The 16,578-nt window shown below is 40.9% G+C and carries 17 protein-coding genes; 6 read left to right on the plus strand and 11 right to left on the minus strand.

Going from position 1 to position 16,578, the window contains the following annotated elements; all coding sequences use genetic code 11:
• Window positions 1–389: 389 nt before the first annotated feature.
• A complete protein-coding gene (metK, locus tag H5114_RS04295) occupies window positions 390–1,541 on the plus strand; it encodes a methionine adenosyltransferase (RefSeq protein ID WP_124018039.1) in 1,152 nt (383 codons plus the stop codon).
• 155 nt (window positions 1,542–1,696) lie between these two features.
• Window positions 1,697–2,362 carry a GNAT family N-acetyltransferase gene (locus H5114_RS04300; protein ID WP_182722311.1) on the plus strand — a complete coding sequence of 222 codons (666 nt, stop codon included), beginning with the start codon at window positions 1,697–1,699 and terminating at the stop codon, window positions 2,360–2,362.
• 68 nt (window positions 2,363–2,430) lie between these two features.
• Here the strand turns inward: H5114_RS04300 and H5114_RS04305 are convergent, their stop codons facing one another.
• Genes H5114_RS04305 through H5114_RS04315 form a run of 3 tightly spaced genes read right to left on the minus strand, consistent with a single transcriptional unit; the run spans window position 2,431 to window position 3,612 of the window.
• Window positions 2,431–2,787, minus strand: coding sequence for a hypothetical protein (locus H5114_RS04305; RefSeq protein WP_182722312.1), 357 nt, complete (start codon window positions 2,785–2,787; stop codon window positions 2,431–2,433).
• A gap of 45 nt (window positions 2,788–2,832) precedes the next feature.
• On the minus strand, window positions 2,833–3,390 hold the full coding sequence (locus H5114_RS04310) for a GNAT family N-acetyltransferase (protein WP_124018042.1): 558 nt from the start codon (window positions 3,388–3,390) through the stop codon (window positions 2,833–2,835).
• A gap of 3 nt (window positions 3,391–3,393) precedes the next feature.
• Complete coding sequence (locus H5114_RS04315; RefSeq protein WP_182722313.1) at window positions 3,394–3,612, minus strand: hypothetical protein; 219 nt, start codon at window positions 3,610–3,612, stop codon at window positions 3,394–3,396.
• Window positions 3,613–3,734: 122 nt separating this feature from the next.
• On the opposite strand from H5114_RS04315, the gene H5114_RS04320 reads away from it, so the two are divergent.
• Together H5114_RS04320 and argR are read left to right on the plus strand one after the other, a co-directional pair.
• Window positions 3,735–4,160, plus strand: a complete 426-nt coding sequence (locus H5114_RS04320; protein ID WP_182722314.1) for an META domain-containing protein — start codon at window positions 3,735–3,737, stop codon at window positions 4,158–4,160.
• A gap of 166 nt (window positions 4,161–4,326) precedes the next feature.
• Window positions 4,327–4,797 carry a transcriptional regulator ArgR gene (gene argR, locus H5114_RS04325; RefSeq protein ID WP_124018045.1) on the plus strand — a complete coding sequence of 157 codons (471 nt, stop codon included), beginning with the start codon at window positions 4,327–4,329 and terminating at the stop codon, window positions 4,795–4,797.
• 60 nt (window positions 4,798–4,857) lie between these two features.
• On the opposite strand, the gene H5114_RS04330 is transcribed toward argR, so the two are convergent.
• The 6 genes from H5114_RS04330 to H5114_RS04355 form a co-directional block, all read right to left on the minus strand.
• Window positions 4,858–5,796 (minus strand): Dyp-type peroxidase, encoded by a 939-nt coding sequence (locus H5114_RS04330; RefSeq protein ID WP_124018046.1) that lies wholly within the window; start codon window positions 5,794–5,796, stop codon window positions 4,858–4,860.
• Between the two features lie 481 nt (window positions 5,797–6,277).
• Window positions 6,278–7,309: an ABC transporter ATP-binding protein gene (locus H5114_RS04335; protein ID WP_182722315.1), complete on the minus strand. Its 1,032-nt coding sequence runs from the start codon at window positions 7,307–7,309 to the stop codon at window positions 6,278–6,280.
• Window positions 7,310–7,311: 2 nt separating this feature from the next.
• Window positions 7,312–8,943, minus strand: coding sequence for an iron ABC transporter permease (locus tag H5114_RS04340; protein WP_182696661.1), 1,632 nt, complete (start codon window positions 8,941–8,943; stop codon window positions 7,312–7,314).
• A gap of 128 nt (window positions 8,944–9,071) precedes the next feature.
• Window positions 9,072–10,079, minus strand: a complete 1,008-nt coding sequence (locus tag H5114_RS04345; protein ID WP_182722316.1) for a Fe(3+) ABC transporter substrate-binding protein — start codon at window positions 10,077–10,079, stop codon at window positions 9,072–9,074.
• A 215-nt stretch (window positions 10,080–10,294) separates the two neighbouring features.
• Window positions 10,295–11,044: a ferredoxin--NADP reductase gene (locus H5114_RS04350; protein WP_182722317.1), complete on the minus strand. Its 750-nt coding sequence runs from the start codon at window positions 11,042–11,044 to the stop codon at window positions 10,295–10,297.
• A 43-nt stretch (window positions 11,045–11,087) separates the two neighbouring features.
• A complete protein-coding gene (locus tag H5114_RS04355) occupies window positions 11,088–11,717 on the minus strand; it encodes a DUF5610 domain-containing protein (protein ID WP_182696663.1) in 630 nt (209 codons plus the stop codon).
• A 289-nt stretch (window positions 11,718–12,006) separates the two neighbouring features.
• On the opposite strand from H5114_RS04355, the gene H5114_RS04360 reads away from it, so the two are divergent.
• Both H5114_RS04360 and H5114_RS04365 read left to right on the plus strand, forming a co-directional pair.
• On the plus strand, window positions 12,007–13,494 hold the full coding sequence (locus tag H5114_RS04360) for an FMN-binding glutamate synthase family protein (protein WP_124018052.1): 1,488 nt from the start codon (window positions 12,007–12,009) through the stop codon (window positions 13,492–13,494).
• A gap of 149 nt (window positions 13,495–13,643) precedes the next feature.
• Complete coding sequence (locus H5114_RS04365; protein ID WP_235781755.1) at window positions 13,644–13,850, plus strand: hypothetical protein; 207 nt, start codon at window positions 13,644–13,646, stop codon at window positions 13,848–13,850.
• A 223-nt stretch (window positions 13,851–14,073) separates the two neighbouring features.
• On the opposite strand, the gene H5114_RS04370 is transcribed toward H5114_RS04365, so the two are convergent.
• Together H5114_RS04370 and H5114_RS04375 are read right to left on the minus strand one after the other, a co-directional pair.
• Window positions 14,074–14,295: a hypothetical protein gene (locus tag H5114_RS04370; RefSeq protein ID WP_124018053.1), complete on the minus strand. Its 222-nt coding sequence runs from the start codon at window positions 14,293–14,295 to the stop codon at window positions 14,074–14,076.
• A 336-nt stretch (window positions 14,296–14,631) separates the two neighbouring features.
• Entirely contained in the window at window positions 14,632–16,425 is a 1,794-nt protein-coding gene (locus tag H5114_RS04375) for an ABC transporter ATP-binding protein/permease (protein WP_124018054.1), read from the minus strand.
• Window positions 16,426–16,578 lie beyond the last annotated feature (153 nt).

A 16,578-nucleotide genomic window follows, 5' to 3' on the forward strand; every position in this document is an offset into this window, starting at 1 on the left:
TGTTTATTGGGTAGATAACATGCAAAAAGCCCCGTAATGAACATCTACATACTGAGTAATTATTTATTGACAGTCAGCTTAGAAAACAGCGCTGGGTAAGTAAAACGTCAAATTGTCTCAACACTTAACACCTCATAATCATCCTCAATATTGTTCAATTAATGGCACTAAAGTGTTTAAAGCAGACCAACAAAAATGATTAAAACTTAATTTAATCAGCAGTTTAATTAACCCATTAGCTAAACACACTCATAGAGAGTAAAAAATATTCATGCACTACTGCACAATTATCTGCTTAAATTCGTATTAAGGGGTGTTATCAAATTAGATTTCGACTAAAATAGACGTCTAGACGTATATTCAAATGCAACCAACGAGATTTTCCTATTATGGCAAAGCACTTGTTTACCTCTGAGTCGGTCTCAGAAGGTCATCCAGATAAAATCGCCGATCAGATTTCTGATGCGGTATTAGACGCAATACTTGAGCAAGATCCAAAGGCTCGTGTTGCGTGCGAAACGTATGTTAAAACCGGTATGGTATTAGTGGGCGGTGAAGTCACCACTTCTGCTTGGGTAGACATTGAAGAAATTACCCGTAAAACCGTCCGCGAAATCGGTTACACCAATTCAGATATGGGTTTTGATGCTGATTCATGTGCGGTACTTAATGCCATAGGCAAACAGTCACCAGACATCAATCAAGGCGTTGACCGCTCAGATCCTGCTGAACAAGGCGCTGGCGATCAGGGCTTAATGTTTGGCTATGCCAGCAATGAAACCGACGTATTAATGCCTGCACCTATCACTTACGCTCATAAGCTAGTTAAGCGTCAGTCAGAAGTGCGTAAAGACGGCACTTTACCTTGGTTGCGTCCAGATGCAAAAAGCCAAGTAACCTTTGCATATGACGATGGCAAAATCATCGGTATCGATGCGATTGTATTGTCAACTCAACATCGTGAAGACGTAACACAAGCAGATTTGATTGAAGCCGTAATGGAAACCATCATCAAGCCTGTATTACCTGCACAATGGTTAAACAAAGACACTAAATACTTTATCAACCCTACTGGTCGCTTTGTTATTGGCGGACCTGTTGGTGATTGTGGTTTAACAGGACGTAAGATTATCGTTGATACTTACGGCGGAATGGCGCGCCATGGTGGCGGTGCATTCTCTGGTAAAGACCCATCGAAAGTAGACCGTAGCGCAGCTTATGCTGCACGTTATGTGGCTAAGAATATTGTTGCTGCAGGTCTTGCTGATCGCTGTGAGCTACAAGTGTCTTATGCTATTGGTGTTGCAGAGCCAACATCTATCAGTATAGAAACATTCGGTACTGGCAAAGTGTCTGAAGAAGTATTGATCAAATTGATCCGTCAGCACTTTGAGCTGCGTCCTTATGGTTTAACCGCAATGCTAGATTTGGCACGTCCTATCTATCAACAAACTGCAGCTTATGGCCATTTTGGTCGCGATATATTCCCTTGGGAAGCGACAGATAAAGCTGAGATTCTTCGTGCTGATGCCGGACTATAATAAGCTAGGTATCGATATAGCCTAACGCTTGTTGGCTAAGCTAAAACGATATCAAACATAAAACCGCCATTTGGCGGTTTTATTTTATTGGCGCTATCCAATTTGCACTAGCCGATGTAATAAGGTAATGATTTAATCTCGACACTGGGTTCATTATGTATCAAGCCACTTGGCTAGAAAAAAATATAATAGAAAAGCAAGCTGTTGCACCGCCATCCATAGGGGCGGAACCCATTGAAGGTGATTCGATTGCGAATAAGTCGATTGCGAGTCATCTTACCGCTTTAGAAGGCAACGCGATTGAACTTGCTGAAAGCAAACTCTCAGCGATTAAGCTCTGTACAATAAAAGAATGGTCAGCCATTAAATTATTCTATCGTCAGCATATGCCTTATGCGCGATTAGCTCAAAAAGAAGCGATAGCAGTTATTAATCACCTAAACTCAAACGCTACTGATAATCAAGACAGGAGTGATGACGTTAATAGAGCGACATTCAGACCGCGAAATATTATTGCCGCTATAAGAGTCAAACCAATAGGCCACTATCAACTGGTAAATGGATTGTTAGTTCACCCCGACTATCGTGGCCAACACCATGCAAGCCAGTTATTACAGTTTATTGCACCTAGATTAAAGACTAAACATTGCTTCTTATTTGCTCACCCATGGTTAATAGGCTTATATCAACAGCAGCACTTTGTGGCGATAGAACCGCGGCAAATATCGCAGTTACCAGCAGAAATCACCCAATTATACTATCGTCACCACTCTGAAGAACGACCACTGGTACTGATGCAGTTAAATAAACCTGAGCAATAATGCACATCAATGATTTAGCGAAATCATCCTAATGCGTAAACATAAATGAAGATAGTATAATAAATAGGTTAACAATGATCGAAGTGCGCACTTTCAATGCACATAAATGACACTTGCTGCATACTCATTATTGGCACATCTTTGACACTAATTGATGCCATATTGATCTGCTCAATTTGAGTAAATAAGGCTATTGCAGCATGATAGTCATTGGTTACACCACAAAATACCCATCTATCATGCCAGCGCACAAAATATCCTGATTGCTGCACTTGTAGATTATCCTTACTGTGCACACTTGCTTCAATGCAATCATATGATTCATTTGCCTCAGCCAATACCGCGGCAATCAGCTTCATGTTGTCAAATGCTGATAATCTTAAACCAAGGTAAGGTGAAAAAAGGGTTTCAAAGTCAGTACTCATTATATTCCTAATTAATAACCACTTTATTCACGCACCAAGACATAGTTAGCTGATGACATCAGCTGTAGAGGTGGCCAATAAACAATAATCACGTTGTTCAAAACGAAATTGATCAATCTGTGTCATCGCAGCTTTTTGTTGATGTGCCGCTAAAGAGCGAGCATTGTCTGCAGCAACATAGGTCACCATAAATGGAAAGCTAGTGTTTACTTGTTTTTTTAACTCACTCACTAACGCCGCAAACACGCCTTGGCCACGTTTTGACTCTTGGATCCAAACCGGCCCATATTGACACGAATTGGTCGTCGATAAAGCTTGCCCAGCCAACTCAGCGAACTTAATCTTTTGAATAATATGGCGATACAATGGTTGCGCGGAAAAAAATGACCATCTTGCGGCCATCACATAACCAATAATTTGCCCTTGCTCTTCTGCCACCATAAACCAATGTTGATTAATTAGCTGACCCACCTCACTTTTGGTGAATGAATGAGCATGTAATTGGTTATCTGAACCAGACAACTCATCATCTACATGAGCACGCTCTAACTGCACAATGGCAGTAACATCGGTGAATAACGCCTTACGGATAATAAATGACAATGATTATTCCTTTGGATCTGAATAGGGAGGTTGCTTCTTAGCCCATTCTATCACTAGCGCAACAGGCAGCGGAGACATAATTAATGTTCCTACGCCAATGAGCAATGCAATCACCAACATACCACTAACTTGCTGACCTATATCGCTTTGCCAATATAAGCCTACGCCCACCAGCAACATAATTAAGCCGATGATATGCAACACTTTGACTAATTTAATCATTTGACTCTCTTTAGTTCGTTAAATAATGTTCATTAATCCAAAAACTGACAATTATTTACTCTTTTATTAATGCTCAAGTAGTAGAATAGCGCCAATTTTTTCGTATTTGGAACCCTCTCAGCATGATAAAGCATATTCTCGGCGCCGCAGTTATAGTTATAGGCCTTAGTGCTTGCCAAAGTCCATCGGCCACTGTCTCAAATGAACAATTAATTGGTACTTGGCATGTCGACACCGTCCTCGACACTCCAACCATTAATAATAGTCCTGCAACGTTAGTTTTTGCCGCAGATGGCGAGTTAACAGGTAACAACAGTTGTAATCAGTTTTTTGGCAGTTATGCCCAGCAAGGTAACTTTTTACAGCTGGCACCAGCAGGCACTACCATGAAAGCCTGCGTTGACAGCTTTATGAGCCAAGAAGCCGAGTTGATGCAAGCTATTTCATTAGTACAACAAATTGATTTCTCAAAAGGAAAACTTAATCTATTGTCAGAAAAGGGTGATACTCTATTGGTACTGACAAGACAATCATCGCCATTATCTTAATCATTTATTGCTTAAATGAGTCACAGAACTAACACAAGTGTCAGCTTAAAGTTCCACTACAAAATGAATTTTTATTCAATAAATTTGATTTTTTCTTGACTTAATAAGTCAATCTATTCAAAATGTGCTAGATTTTTGAATAACAAATATAAGATGAAATATCATTATGCCAGCGACAAGAAATCAGGATGAGCTCGTACGAACTTTTAAATCGATTCTCAAAGAAGAACGTTTTGGAAGCCAGAGCGAGATTGTTAATGCGCTTCAAACCGAAGGATTCGGTAATATTAATCAATCTAAAGTATCGCGTATGCTCAGCAAATTTGGTGCTGTTCGTACTCGTAACGCCAAGCAAGAGATGGTCTATTGCCTGCCTGCAGAGCTAGGCGTTCCAACTGCGGGTAGCCCAGTTAAGAATTTAGTGCTAGATGTTGATCATAACCAAGCCATGATAGTGGTAAGAACCAGTCCAGGTGCAGCACAATTAATTGCTCGTTTGCTGGATTCAATAGGTAAACCTGAAGGGATATTAGGTACCATTGCTGGCGATGATACGATTTTCATTTGCCCTGCAAGTATAAAAACTATTGATGATACCTTAGAGACCGTTAGATCTTTATTCAATTATAGTGAATAAAATATCACTATAAAAAAAGCAATGCCATGGCATTGCTTTTTTTTTGCTTAACGCGGGTGGTTACGCATCATCGAATTGGGTTAAAAAATCTAATGATGGCACAAAGAATGATGATCCGGTCAACGCTTTGGTAAACAACATTAAATGATCATGATTTCCATGGCCATCACCGTGAACCATACTGCGAAGCATTTGTTCAAAATGTTCTGGAGTGCGGCACACAGAAATAAAAATCAGCCCTTGCTCTCGAATCGAACCATAAGGCATGCTTTGACGCAGGATTTCTAATGAATTACCTTGCGCATCTTTTAAATTAACTCGCTTGGTATGACTGGTTAATGGCTTATCTTCCGACTCATATTCAATATCATCAACTTTAGTTCGACCAAAAATATCTTCTTGTTTTTTCAGTGGTAAACGATGCCATTTACTTAAGTTATGCATGTATTTTTGTACATGAACATAACTACCAGAGGCAAACGCTTTATCTTCATTACCAACCAATGCAACCTCTTGACGATGGCGCCCCTTAGGGTTTTCGGTACCATCAACAAAACCGGTTAAATCACGGCTGTCCATAAAACGGAAACCACGCTCTTCATCAACTAGCTCAACCAAATCTTCAAACATTTGATTAATCTCATTTGCGACAAGATGTAAAATATCGTAACGGTCACAACGAATATGAATAAACAGATCATATTCCATTGCAGGTGCATCACGAATACCTTCATTCATAGCCGGAAAAGGTTTTAATAATGCTGGGCGCGCATCAGGATAAAAGGTATCCCAAAAATTAGCACCAATACCGACAAAGCCATTAAAAGCACTGTCTGCATATTGATCTGTGAGCTCATAGATGTATTGCGCCACATTAGCAATAGATGGACGTAACTGATCTTCAACACCATCATTGGCATTAAACATCAGGTACACACTGTGTAAATTACCTTCTGCGCAAATCCCTAACTGTTCACGAGGCATAGCTTGGTTATCCATATTAACTTGATCCACCTTAATACTAAATGTCGGCCTAAATGGTGATAATTTAACGCATTGAACTCATTAGAGAGCGATTCACATATCGTCTTAGTTTAGCTAATGATTAACTAACAATGAGCTTATCTTAATCAAATATAAATTACTTGAAGTGTACTCACATTTAGCTGATTTGTTTCACCTATTGCACTCATATTCTCTCAAGTAAAAGATTGAACAGCTGTTTTAATAGATGGCTCACTCAACTCAAGTTATAGGATATTCTTCGTTAGCCGAAATCATAATATTGAGCTTATTGACTCTCAAACTTGTCATTTATTTGATTAACAGACCCACACTTTTATGACTGCATGCTGCAAGTAATGGTCTATTTTAAATTAAAGCAGCACAGTGGGCTAGACAGTAAACGGTTTTATAACAGGTTATGATTCAAGTCTGATGTTAACAATTATGCTCCATATTAAGATGACCATAGCAATCGTTAATTAAAAATGACTAGCGGATGTGGCGCAATGTGAATATCAACTCGTTGGCCAGGTATTAGTGTCGTTGATTGACTACTTACATCCAAGATATCAGCGCCAACTTTCACTTGATAATGGCATACAGTACCCAAAAAATGCCTTTCAACAATACAGCCACGACCATTGGTATTAGGATGAACTTCAATTTGCTGCGGTCGTAATAATACTTGCCCTTGGCTTCCAATAGGCCAAGGTAATTTTTCAGTACTATTAAGATTTCCAAGAGCATAATCAACTTGATAACTCGTGGTTACAGTAACAGGTAAATAATTACCCGCGCCGAGGAAATCAGCCACGTAGCGCTCTTTTGGCGAACGGTATAAGGTTTCCGCTTTACCATGTTGAATAATGGCGCCATCTTTAAATAATGCCAGCTTATCTGCAAAGACAAATGCCTCATCTTTACTGTGTGTCACAAACACCGCACTCACATTTCGCTTTTTTAATATGGCACGAATTTCCAGCATCATCTCGTTACGTACTTGCGCATCAATATTGGAAAAAGGTTCATCAAGTAATAATAATTCAGGTTGATATGCTAAGGCTCGCGCAATTGAAACTCGCTGCTGCTGTCCGCCAGATAATTCATGAGGATAACGAGATGACAAGCCAGTTAATTTAACCAGCTCAAGCATCTCATCCAACCGAGTAAGGCGCTCCTTTGCATTAAGATTTTTAACGCCAAATAAAATATTATCCGCCACGGTTAAATGTGGAAATAAAGCATAGTCCTGAAAAATCATCCCGACACCACGTTGCTCACTGGCAACAAACACGTCATCACTGCTCATTACCTGGCCACTAATACTGATACTGCCTTGGCTAATGGTTTGCAAACCTGCAATCACGCGCAGCAGTGTGGTTTTGCCGCAACCACTGGGGCCTAATAATGCGACAATTTCGCCTTGCTGCAAGGTAAGATCTAAATGACGCAAGATCACTTGACCTTGATAATCACTACAGATATTTTCAATGGTTAAGGTTGACATAATTAGCCTTGTTGCTCCAAGGAGCGATTAAGATAAATCAATGGAACAAGCCCGACTAACACAATAACAATCGCGGCTAATGCACCATGTTCAAGCTTTTCATCTGAGACAAACTGAAACACATAAGTGGCTAAGTTTTCAAATCCGATGGGGCGTAATAATAATGCTGCGGGCAACTCTTTCATACTTTCAATAAACACCAACAATGCCCCGGCAAAAATCCCTTTACGCAATAACGGTAAATGAACCCGCCAAAGCAGTTGCAATGGGGTTTGCCCCAAGGTAATACATGCCATGTCCAAAGAAGGCGAAATGCGCTTATAACTGTTCTCTAAGCTACCGATAGATATGGCAATAAAACGTACACAAAAAGCAAAAATCAGAGCGAACACGCTGCCGGTCAATAACAATCCCGGTCCACGTTCACCCAGCCAATCGTAAACATCGTTAATCGCAAAATCAATAAATGTCAGTGGAACCAAAACACCAATTGCTAGGACTGTGCCCGGCAATGCATAACCAGTAGAACTGAGTCTAGAAGGAAGATAATCACTTTTACGCGGACTGACTCGACGGACAAACATCAATATCAGTGATAACAGCATACACACGGCACTCACGATAGCGGCAATGTATAAGCTGTTAAGGCTATATTGCCAAAAACGTGTATCCCAACTCTCGTTAAAATAATCAATGGCATAAACACATAACACGGTAAAAGGCAGCAAGAAGGCAAGAAATAACAATAAAGTGCAGTAGCCTAGCGCAATCCATGCCTTAGTTGATGACAACACATATCGATCGGCTTCATTGAAGGATGATTGTTTTTGAAATAATTGTTGTTTGCGACGGGCAAATCGTTCAACACCTATCATAGAGAACACCACCAGCAACATAATTGCCGATAATTTAGCGGCAGCCGTTAAACTGCCATAGCCAAGCCATGTGTCGTAAACGGCTGTGGTTAGAGTAGGAACGGCAAAATAGCTTACAGTGGCAAAGTCTGCTGCGGTTTCCATAGCCACTAGGGCAACGCCAACAGCTAAAGCAGGCCTTGCCATGGGTAATGCCAGTCGCCAAAAACTGCGCCACGGACTGCACCCCATTACCCGTGATGCATACAATAAACTTGATGATTGCTCCATAAAAGCGGTGCGGGCTAATAAGTAAATATAAGGGAATAGTACTAACGACAGTATTATTGCCGCTCCGCCAAGGCTGCGTATCGCGGGGAAATAATAATCATGGGGTGATTGCCATTCAAACCAATCCCTTAGTGTACGTTGCACTGGGCCGGCATAATCGAGCATATCAGTATAAACATAAGCAACAATATATGCTGGCATGGCTAATGGAAGCAGTAATAGCCACTGAAAGTATCGTCGAAAAGGAAAGTCACAGCGGGCAATTACCCACGCAGCAGGAATAGCTAATAGCAGCGAGCCGAGTCCAACCAATAACATCAGTAATAAGCTATTGGCTATGTATGTCGGCAACACTGTATTAAATAAATGGCTAAATACAGCTTCGTCAGGAAGAGTGGATTGCACTATTAAGGCAATCAGCGGCAATATTAATATTACCGCGATAAAATAACCAGTAAGCGACCAGCCTCTGGTTAGGCCTAAAATCATAAATAATACCGAGTTAACTCAGCGCACCCAACTCATTTTATCAATACTATTAATCGTAGCAATAGTGCGCTAAAAATGGTTACGTGCGCTTGGCTTGGAGGTTGATCGTCTATTGAGGATCGCCATAATTACAGGTCAAATTTCACTTCGTCGAGTAATTTAACTGCCGCTTGGTGGTATTCTGCCAACTTATAAATCGGTAAGCTGTCGGCCTTAAAATCACCCCATGAGGCCACTAATTCAGACGGAGCCACATCAGCCTTTACCGGATATTCCATGTTCACTTCAGCATACATTTTTTGCGCGACATCTGAGGTAAGGAATTCCATTAATTTAATGGCATTGTCTTTATGAGGAGCATGTTTGGCTAATGCCATTCCTGATACGTTGACATGAGCGCCACGGTTCTTTTGATTAGGAAAATTAATATCGACAGCTTGTGCCCAGCTTTTCTGGTTTTTATCCATTAACATATTGCCGTAGTAATAACTGTTACCGATAGCGATATCACACAAGCCTTCTTTAACGGCTAGTACTTGATCACGATCATTACCCTGAGGCTTACGGGCTAAATTAGCTTTGACCCCTTGTAGCCAGGTTTTCGTTTTCGCTTCACCATCATGAGCGATCATTGAGGCTACTAATGCGACGTTATAAGGGTGTTTACCACTGCGAGTACAAATTTTACCTTTGTATTCAGCTAAGGCTAAGTCCTCGTAATCAATATCAATTTTACCAGTACGATCTTTAGAAGAATATAAATTACGCACCCGCATAGTGAGTGCAAACCAATTATGTTGTTGTGAGCGATATTGAGACGGAATATTATGGTCGATAATGTTGCTTTGGACCGGTGAAACAAGATCTTTATCCACCAACTCCATCAAGCGAGAAAAGTCTGATGTCAGCACTACGTCAGCAGGGGATAAACGACCTTCACGCGCTATCCGTTCAGCAATGCCATCTTTAGCAAATACGACATTAACGTCGATACCACTTTGTTGGGTAAATTTTTCAACAATCGGCTCAATCAGGAAAGCTTGGCGATAAGAATAAACCGTTAATGCCTCTGCGGCACTGACCGAAGAAGCCACACAAGCCAAACCTAATAATGCGACACTTTTTAGCAATTTCATTAATCAACGCTCCCTAATTGAAACAATATTGCGCCATCGCCGACGCGATTGATAATGGTTATCAATTGCGATAGGGTAAGTGATCATCTTCAAAGGAGCAAGTGCTGTTTCACTCGGGGCAGTGAATTTTCAAGCGAGGGAAGCAATGACCACAAAAATCAGTGAGCACTGTTGAGGCTCTGCCATCACGGCATTAATGGTTATGATTGATGCTATTACCAATATTTTTCGACTGTTATTTGCCCAGGAGCGCGTCGAAGATTTTTTGCTAATCCTTTTTCCACTAAAGCGATTTGAGCATCCGTTATCATGCCAGGGTTACCGCAGATCATCACTTGAGAATGCTCAGCATTTATCCCTAACCCCGCTTTCTGTTCAATTAATCCGCTGCTAATACCATCGGGAATACGACATGATAAAGCATTAGGATAATCTTCACGGGTCACAATAGGAATAAATACAAACTGCTGTGGATGCAGTTCAATAAACTGCTGGATGGTCTCTAAATAAGCAAGATCTTCACCAAGGCGAACACCATAAACGAGCACGACCTTTTCAAAACGTTGCCAAGGCCCACCAGTTGCCAGCATTGAGATAAAAGGTCCGACTGCGGTGCCTGTGGCAAAAAACCACAAATGTTTACCTTGCAAAGCACCATTTGGCACCTCGTCTAGAGTCATAAACCCTGTTGCTTTAGACGTCACTTCAATAGAGTCTCCAGGGGTTAATGCTTGTAGATCTGGAGACAGCAGCCCGTCCTCTACCGCAACAGCAAGCACTTCGACATAGTCCTTACCTGGGGGATTCACCAGTGAATATGCACGAGCAACACGCTTTTCATCTCGTATTTGGCTGAGCTTTATAAACTGACCAGCGATAAAAGGTTCGACATCGGCTTTGATCCGCAGTGAAAATAATTTGTCATTCCAATCAATGCGTTCAATTACTTTACCCGTAGTCCACATAGTCACGATCCTTTCACTGAGAGCCAATCTTAATCATAAGAGACTACGTCGCTTGAGTCACGCTTTGTGATTCATCTTTAGCAAGCTTATCTTGCTTAAATTGCGCTAACCCTTGCTGTATCAGTTCATATGTTTTATCCACACCAGCGGCTATGTCACCTTCTAACACCTTTAAACCAGACAATATATCGCTAGCCTCTTTAAAGCCTTGATCTATGGCATCACCAATTTTGAGCATAAAACTATCAACTTGCTCATCTAGTCCCATAGATTTATTTTGTTGTTGGTGAATAGAGAAAAAATTTGTGGCAAAGCTCACAATGCGATCAGCTGTTGCCTCTGGTGAGTAATCCACTCCGCTATCGACGCCCTTCTGAATTGCGTTGTCTCCAAGCGTAGGGGCAAGTTCTTGGTTAATGGCTTCAATTGCGGCGCGATAAAGCAACGCCATAGACTTGTCACCCGCAGAAATACTCACTTCCTCCTGTGCGGCAAGAATACTGTTGTTCATCATTTGACGACTCAGTTGACTCACTGATACTTTAGCTGATGAATTTACCGCTGAACTCGTATTATTAGCTTTATTTTGAGTTGAAGTATTCGCTTCACTGGTTGGAGTATTGTTGTTTTCTCGTCCCTTCACATTTGAGGGCGCTGCGCTTTTAATGTCCATAATAGTGTCTTATTTAAAGTAACGGATAGCTTAATTATCGACCAAAAAATGCATACCTGAAGTCATAATGAAATAAATATACGATTTAATTCACTGCAATAATGACCATAAATGCTTCTTCGTTTTAAAACAAAGCAGTTAGATAGCAAGCAGAAAAAATAAACGATATAGTGAGATTATATTTGGCATTGCTAATATGGTTAATTAACCAGACTCAATTACTATCATTACTGCGACTAAATTACCGCGAATAAACACACAGTACTCGATTCAATTTAAGGACAATAATATGCCGCAACAACATTGGTTTATGTGGGGAATGGATATCTTCTCTGGTCTTTTCTTAGTGTTATTTTGGCTATTACTGATTGCGGTCATTTACATGTTTATTGCTGATAAATGGCAAACAAAACAAGCCATACGCCATAATTACCCTGTTATCGGTCGCTTTCGATATATATTTGAAAAACAGGGTGAGTTTTTTAGACAATACTTTTTTTCTCAAGATCGTGAAGAACTGCCATTTAACCGTGCCGAGCGCAATTGGGTATATCGCGCAGCAAAAAATGTTGACCGTACAATTGCATTTGGATCAACACAAGTTCTAGATAAACCCGGTTCAGTGATGTTCATGAACTCAGCCTTTCCAGTCAGCGATCATGACTCTCACAAGACAATAGACGTAACCATTGGTCCAGATTGCACCCATCCTTACACAACCAGTAAAATTTGCCATATTTCAGCAATGAGCTTTGGTGCATTATCTCGACCAGCGATAACGGCACTATCTCATGGTGCAGCGAAAGCAGGTTGCTGGCTCAATACTGGTGAGGGAGGATTAAGCCCGTATCATCTTAAAGGTCATTGTGACTTAGTGTTTCAAATCGGGACAGCCAAATATGGTGTCCGAGACGAACAAGGCCATTTAGATCCTCAAAAACTCAGCGATATAGCAGCCCACCCTGAAGTTAAAATGTTTGAAATTAAGTTGAGCCAGGGCGCTAAGCCAGGGAAAGGAGGGATTTTACCTGCTGTAAAAGTGACCGAAGAAATCGCAGCCATTCGCGGTATTCCAGCAGGACACGACTCAATTAGCCCTAATGGCCATATTGAATTACACAATGTTGCTGACATTGTCGATATGATAAATCAAGTAAGAGACATTACCGGTAAACCAACTGGCATTAAGGCTGTATTAGGCGATATGTCTTGGGTAACCGAGTTTTTGGATGAAATTGAGCAACGTGGGATAGAATATGCCCCAGATTTTTTTACTTTGGACAGCTCAGATGGCGGCACTGGTGCAGCGCCACAGGCATTGATGGACAACGTTGGGTTACCACTAAGGCAAAGCTTGCCGTCTCTGGTTGATTTATTGAATCAACGCGGCTTTAAGCAACGCATTAAAGTCATCGCAACGGGTAAAATGATTATGCCATCTTATGTGGCTTGGGCATTGGCCACTGGCGCAGACTTTATTGCTTCAGCTCGCGGCAATATGTTTGCCTTGGGTTGCATTCAATCACTACAGTGCAACAGAGACACCTGCCCAACGGGTATCACAACCCATAATATCCGTCTGCAAAAAGGCTTAGATCCTAAAGATAAATCTGTGCGAGTGGCAAACTACAATCATTTCTTACATTATGATTTAACCATGATTGCCCACTCTTGTGGCGTAACAGACCCAAGGTATTTAACCCGTCATCACGCTCGAATAGTGCAATCGTCTGGAGTTGCAGTCACCCTTGATAACCATTACCGTCATATGCAGTAGAGAAGCACATCAACCCCAGTAAACTACTGGGGTTCGCTACGCGCGATTACTTTGCCGAATATCATTAAAGGGTGTATAATAAAATTTGATGTTTGTCACAGTAAGCGGTCTTAGTGTGATTTTAAAGCGAAATCAAACAGAAGGATTTCATGTTGAATATCAAAAAGAATGCAGTAGATCTTAATGTTGATCTAAATGTCAAAAGCTTAAGTTTAAGCTGTAAAAACTGTAATCGAATGACAGAAATCGAAGGCGAGCTAGTGTGTTTTGAGCAAGGAAAAATTAAATGCTTAACTCTCGATCCGTCTCCAGCAGCATTGATAAAAATGGTGTGTATTAATTGGCAAAAAAAATAAGCCAGTCATCGTTATACTCTCTACTAAACCATTGTTTCAGCCAATCCTCTTGTACTTACATTATCCAGAAAATCTCATTTAGCGATTAATCCTCTTTGAGCATTAAATTAAATCCACTTAAGCCAAAGCCAATACTTCAGCTTGTGATAACAGCCGCTACTAGAATATGATTTTATTACACTCGATTAATCCCAAAGTACATAGGAATTGTATTGTGGGATGGCTAGATTGATATATTGCTCTTATCCAAGTCGCTGTCCATTGCCTTCGCGAGAGTCACTCCACGAGTCGTCACTCTTAAACCGGCACACAAATCGTTGTAGACTATTTTAATCGCATCATCAGACATGTTACGCCCTTTTAGCATTGCCATAATAGCAAACCAATCAGTTGTCACTTGATGTCGGGTGCCTTCTAGCGCCGCAATTAACGCAATATTATGCACAAGTCACCTCCATACACGAATTCGCACCTTTAATAAAATCCAATTGATTGAAAAGTATAGCTATCTGGGGATAATACACCATAAGTCGGACTATAGATTAACTGCGTTGATCACTGCCGTCAAAAATTTCAGTCACGATAAATCTAACAAGTCAGTTTACGCGCTATTCTTTGCTGCTTAAGTATTCAATTATAGCGTTTAGCGTTATAAATAGCGGCCATTTATGTAAAACTTAAATGCTGTATAAGCCTTACTCATAGTCAATAAAGCATAAATGAAAAACAGCAACTTCGGTATTTTATTCTTTTATATCACCTAGCAACATAGCAACGTCCACTAGGCATGTGGCAGATTTTTTTGTTCATGTTGAATATGCCAAAGTCGCGCATAAAGACCTTGTTTAGCTAACAAACTGACATGAGTACCATGCTCAACAATCTTACCTTTACTCAATACCACTATTTGATCGGCATCAATAATGGTCGATAAACGATGGGCCACCACTAAACTTGTGTGTCCTTTAGCAGCATCTCTAAGCGCGCTGAGAATCGCTTGCTCAGATCGTGAGTCGAGAGACGATGTTGCTTCATCAAACACTAGGATGGGCGAGCCCTTCAACACCGCTCGAGCAATAGCAACTCGTTGTTTTTCTCCACCTGAGAGCTTTAAACCTCTCTCCCCCACTTTGGTATTGCCTTTATCTGGTAATGATTCAATAAAGTCACTCAAATGCGCTAGCTTAACTGCAGCGACAATCTCATCATGAGTCGCATCGGCACGACCATAGCGAATATTTTCGTAAATAGAATCATTGAATAACACAGTATCTTGCGGGACAACAGCAATAGCTCTTCGCAAAGCTTGCTGGCTAAAGTGACGCACATCAATGCCATCAATAGTGATTGCACCACTGGCAACATCATAAAAGCGGAATAGCAATTTAATAATAGTTGATTTACCCGCGCCACTGTCACCGACTACAGCAATTTTTTTCCCTGCTGGCACCTCGAAGCTAACACTGTTCAAAATAGGGCGTTGGTCGTATTGAAAACTCACATCGGTAAACTTTATCGTCCCAATCGTTGGGCTAATCTCAATAGCATCATCCGAATCTAATACTTGTGGTTGTTTGTCTAAAATATCAAACATACGCTCAATATTGGCTAATGCACCGCGGATCTCACGATACACAAACCCTAAGAAATTTAACGGAATAAACAACTGCATCATAAATGCATTAATTAACACAAAGTCACCTATAGTCATTGAGCCCTGGCTTACTTCATAAGCCGCTAATGCCATCATAGCTGTCATAGCCACAGCGATAATTAACGCTTGACCACCGTTTAGGGCAAACAATGATAAACGATTTTTTCGTTTTGCCACTTCCCATTGCTCAAGTGCAGAGTCATATCGTTGTGACTCAAATTCTTCGTTATTAAAATATTTTACGGTTTCATAATTTAACAAGCTATCCACTGAACGAGTATTGGCCAGCGAGTCAGCTCGGGCAGCATCACGAACATAACCGGTGCGCCACTCAGTCGCTACGATAGAATAACCAATATAAGCTACAACAGAAACTAAGGTTATCAGCGCAAAACTGATGCCATAATTATAAAAGAAGACCCCAATAACAAGCATAATCTCAAGCAGGGTTGGTACGATATTAAATACCATAAAACGCATTAAAAAATTGACACCACTGGTGCCACGTTCAATGTCGCGGGATAAGCCACCGGTGCGACGATCTAAGTGAAAATCAAGATCGAGTCGATGCAAATGTTCAAATACCGCCCGCCCAAGACGACGGATAGCACGTTCGGTGACTCGGCCAAATAAGGTGTCACGAACCTCACCAATAATGACATTGAGTAAACGAACCGCGCCATAAGCTAATACCAAGCCAACCGGGACTGCAATAAGCTGGGCCGGAGATTGTTTATCTAAGGTATCGACTAATTCTTTCAAAAGAAATGGCAATGCAACACTGGCGAGCTTAGCAACCACTAAACAAATCATAGCCAAAATCACGCGCGCTTTAAATTCTAGTAAATATGGCCATAACAGGCGTAAAACATGCCAATTTAACTTCCCTACCGGGCCTTCAAAATACGCAGAAGGTCTCATTTATGCTCCAGTTATTTACCGCTGCTAGGCAGTTTACGACGATCTAATATTGATTGTCTTATTATATGCCATTTTCTTATCAGACATTGCTCACATTACGATGTAATAACGGCAAACTCACCAGGATCATAAAAGGGGGGGTTAATCGCATGT

The sequence above is a fragment of the Shewanella sp. SR43-8 genome (assembly GCF_014163775.1).
GTDB classification, from domain to species: domain Bacteria; phylum Pseudomonadota; class Gammaproteobacteria; order Enterobacterales; family Shewanellaceae; genus Shewanella; species Shewanella vesiculosa.

Excerpts from the sequence above, each read along its gene's own strand:
- H5114_RS04345 (WP_182722316.1), bottom strand. The coding sequence starts at position 10,079 with ATGAAATTGCTAAAAAGTGTCGCATTATTAGGTTTGGCTTGTGTGGCT.
- H5114_RS04365 (WP_235781755.1), top strand. The coding sequence starts at position 13,644 with ATGTTGAATATCAAAAAGAATGCAGTAGATCTTAATGTTGATCTAAAT.
- H5114_RS04320 (WP_182722314.1), top strand. The coding sequence starts at position 3,735 with ATGATAAAGCATATTCTCGGCGCCGCAGTTATAGTTATAGGCCTTAGT.
- H5114_RS04355 (WP_182696663.1), bottom strand. The coding sequence starts at position 11,717 with ATGGACATTAAAAGCGCAGCGCCCTCAAATGTGAAGGGACGAGAAAAC.
- H5114_RS04315 (WP_182722313.1), bottom strand. The coding sequence starts at position 3,612 with ATGATTAAATTAGTCAAAGTGTTGCATATCATCGGCTTAATTATGTTG.
- H5114_RS04340 (WP_182696661.1), bottom strand. The coding sequence starts at position 8,943 with ATGATTTTAGGCCTAACCAGAGGCTGGTCGCTTACTGGTTATTTTATC.
- H5114_RS04360 (WP_124018052.1), top strand. The coding sequence starts at position 12,007 with ATGCCGCAACAACATTGGTTTATGTGGGGAATGGATATCTTCTCTGGT.
- metK (WP_124018039.1), top strand. The coding sequence starts at position 390 with ATGGCAAAGCACTTGTTTACCTCTGAGTCGGTCTCAGAAGGTCATCCA.
- argR (WP_124018045.1), top strand. The coding sequence starts at position 4,327 with ATGCCAGCGACAAGAAATCAGGATGAGCTCGTACGAACTTTTAAATCG.
- H5114_RS04330 (WP_124018046.1), bottom strand. The coding sequence starts at position 5,796 with ATGGATAACCAAGCTATGCCTCGTGAACAGTTAGGGATTTGCGCAGAA.
- H5114_RS04305 (WP_182722312.1), bottom strand. The coding sequence starts at position 2,787 with ATGAGTACTGACTTTGAAACCCTTTTTTCACCTTACCTTGGTTTAAGA.
- H5114_RS04335 (WP_182722315.1), bottom strand. The coding sequence starts at position 7,309 with ATGTCAACCTTAACCATTGAAAATATCTGTAGTGATTATCAAGGTCAA.
- H5114_RS04350 (WP_182722317.1), bottom strand. The coding sequence starts at position 11,044 with ATGTGGACTACGGGTAAAGTAATTGAACGCATTGATTGGAATGACAAA.
- H5114_RS04375 (WP_124018054.1), bottom strand. The coding sequence starts at position 16,425 with ATGAGACCTTCTGCGTATTTTGAAGGCCCGGTAGGGAAGTTAAATTGG.
- H5114_RS04300 (WP_182722311.1), top strand. The coding sequence starts at position 1,697 with ATGTATCAAGCCACTTGGCTAGAAAAAAATATAATAGAAAAGCAAGCT.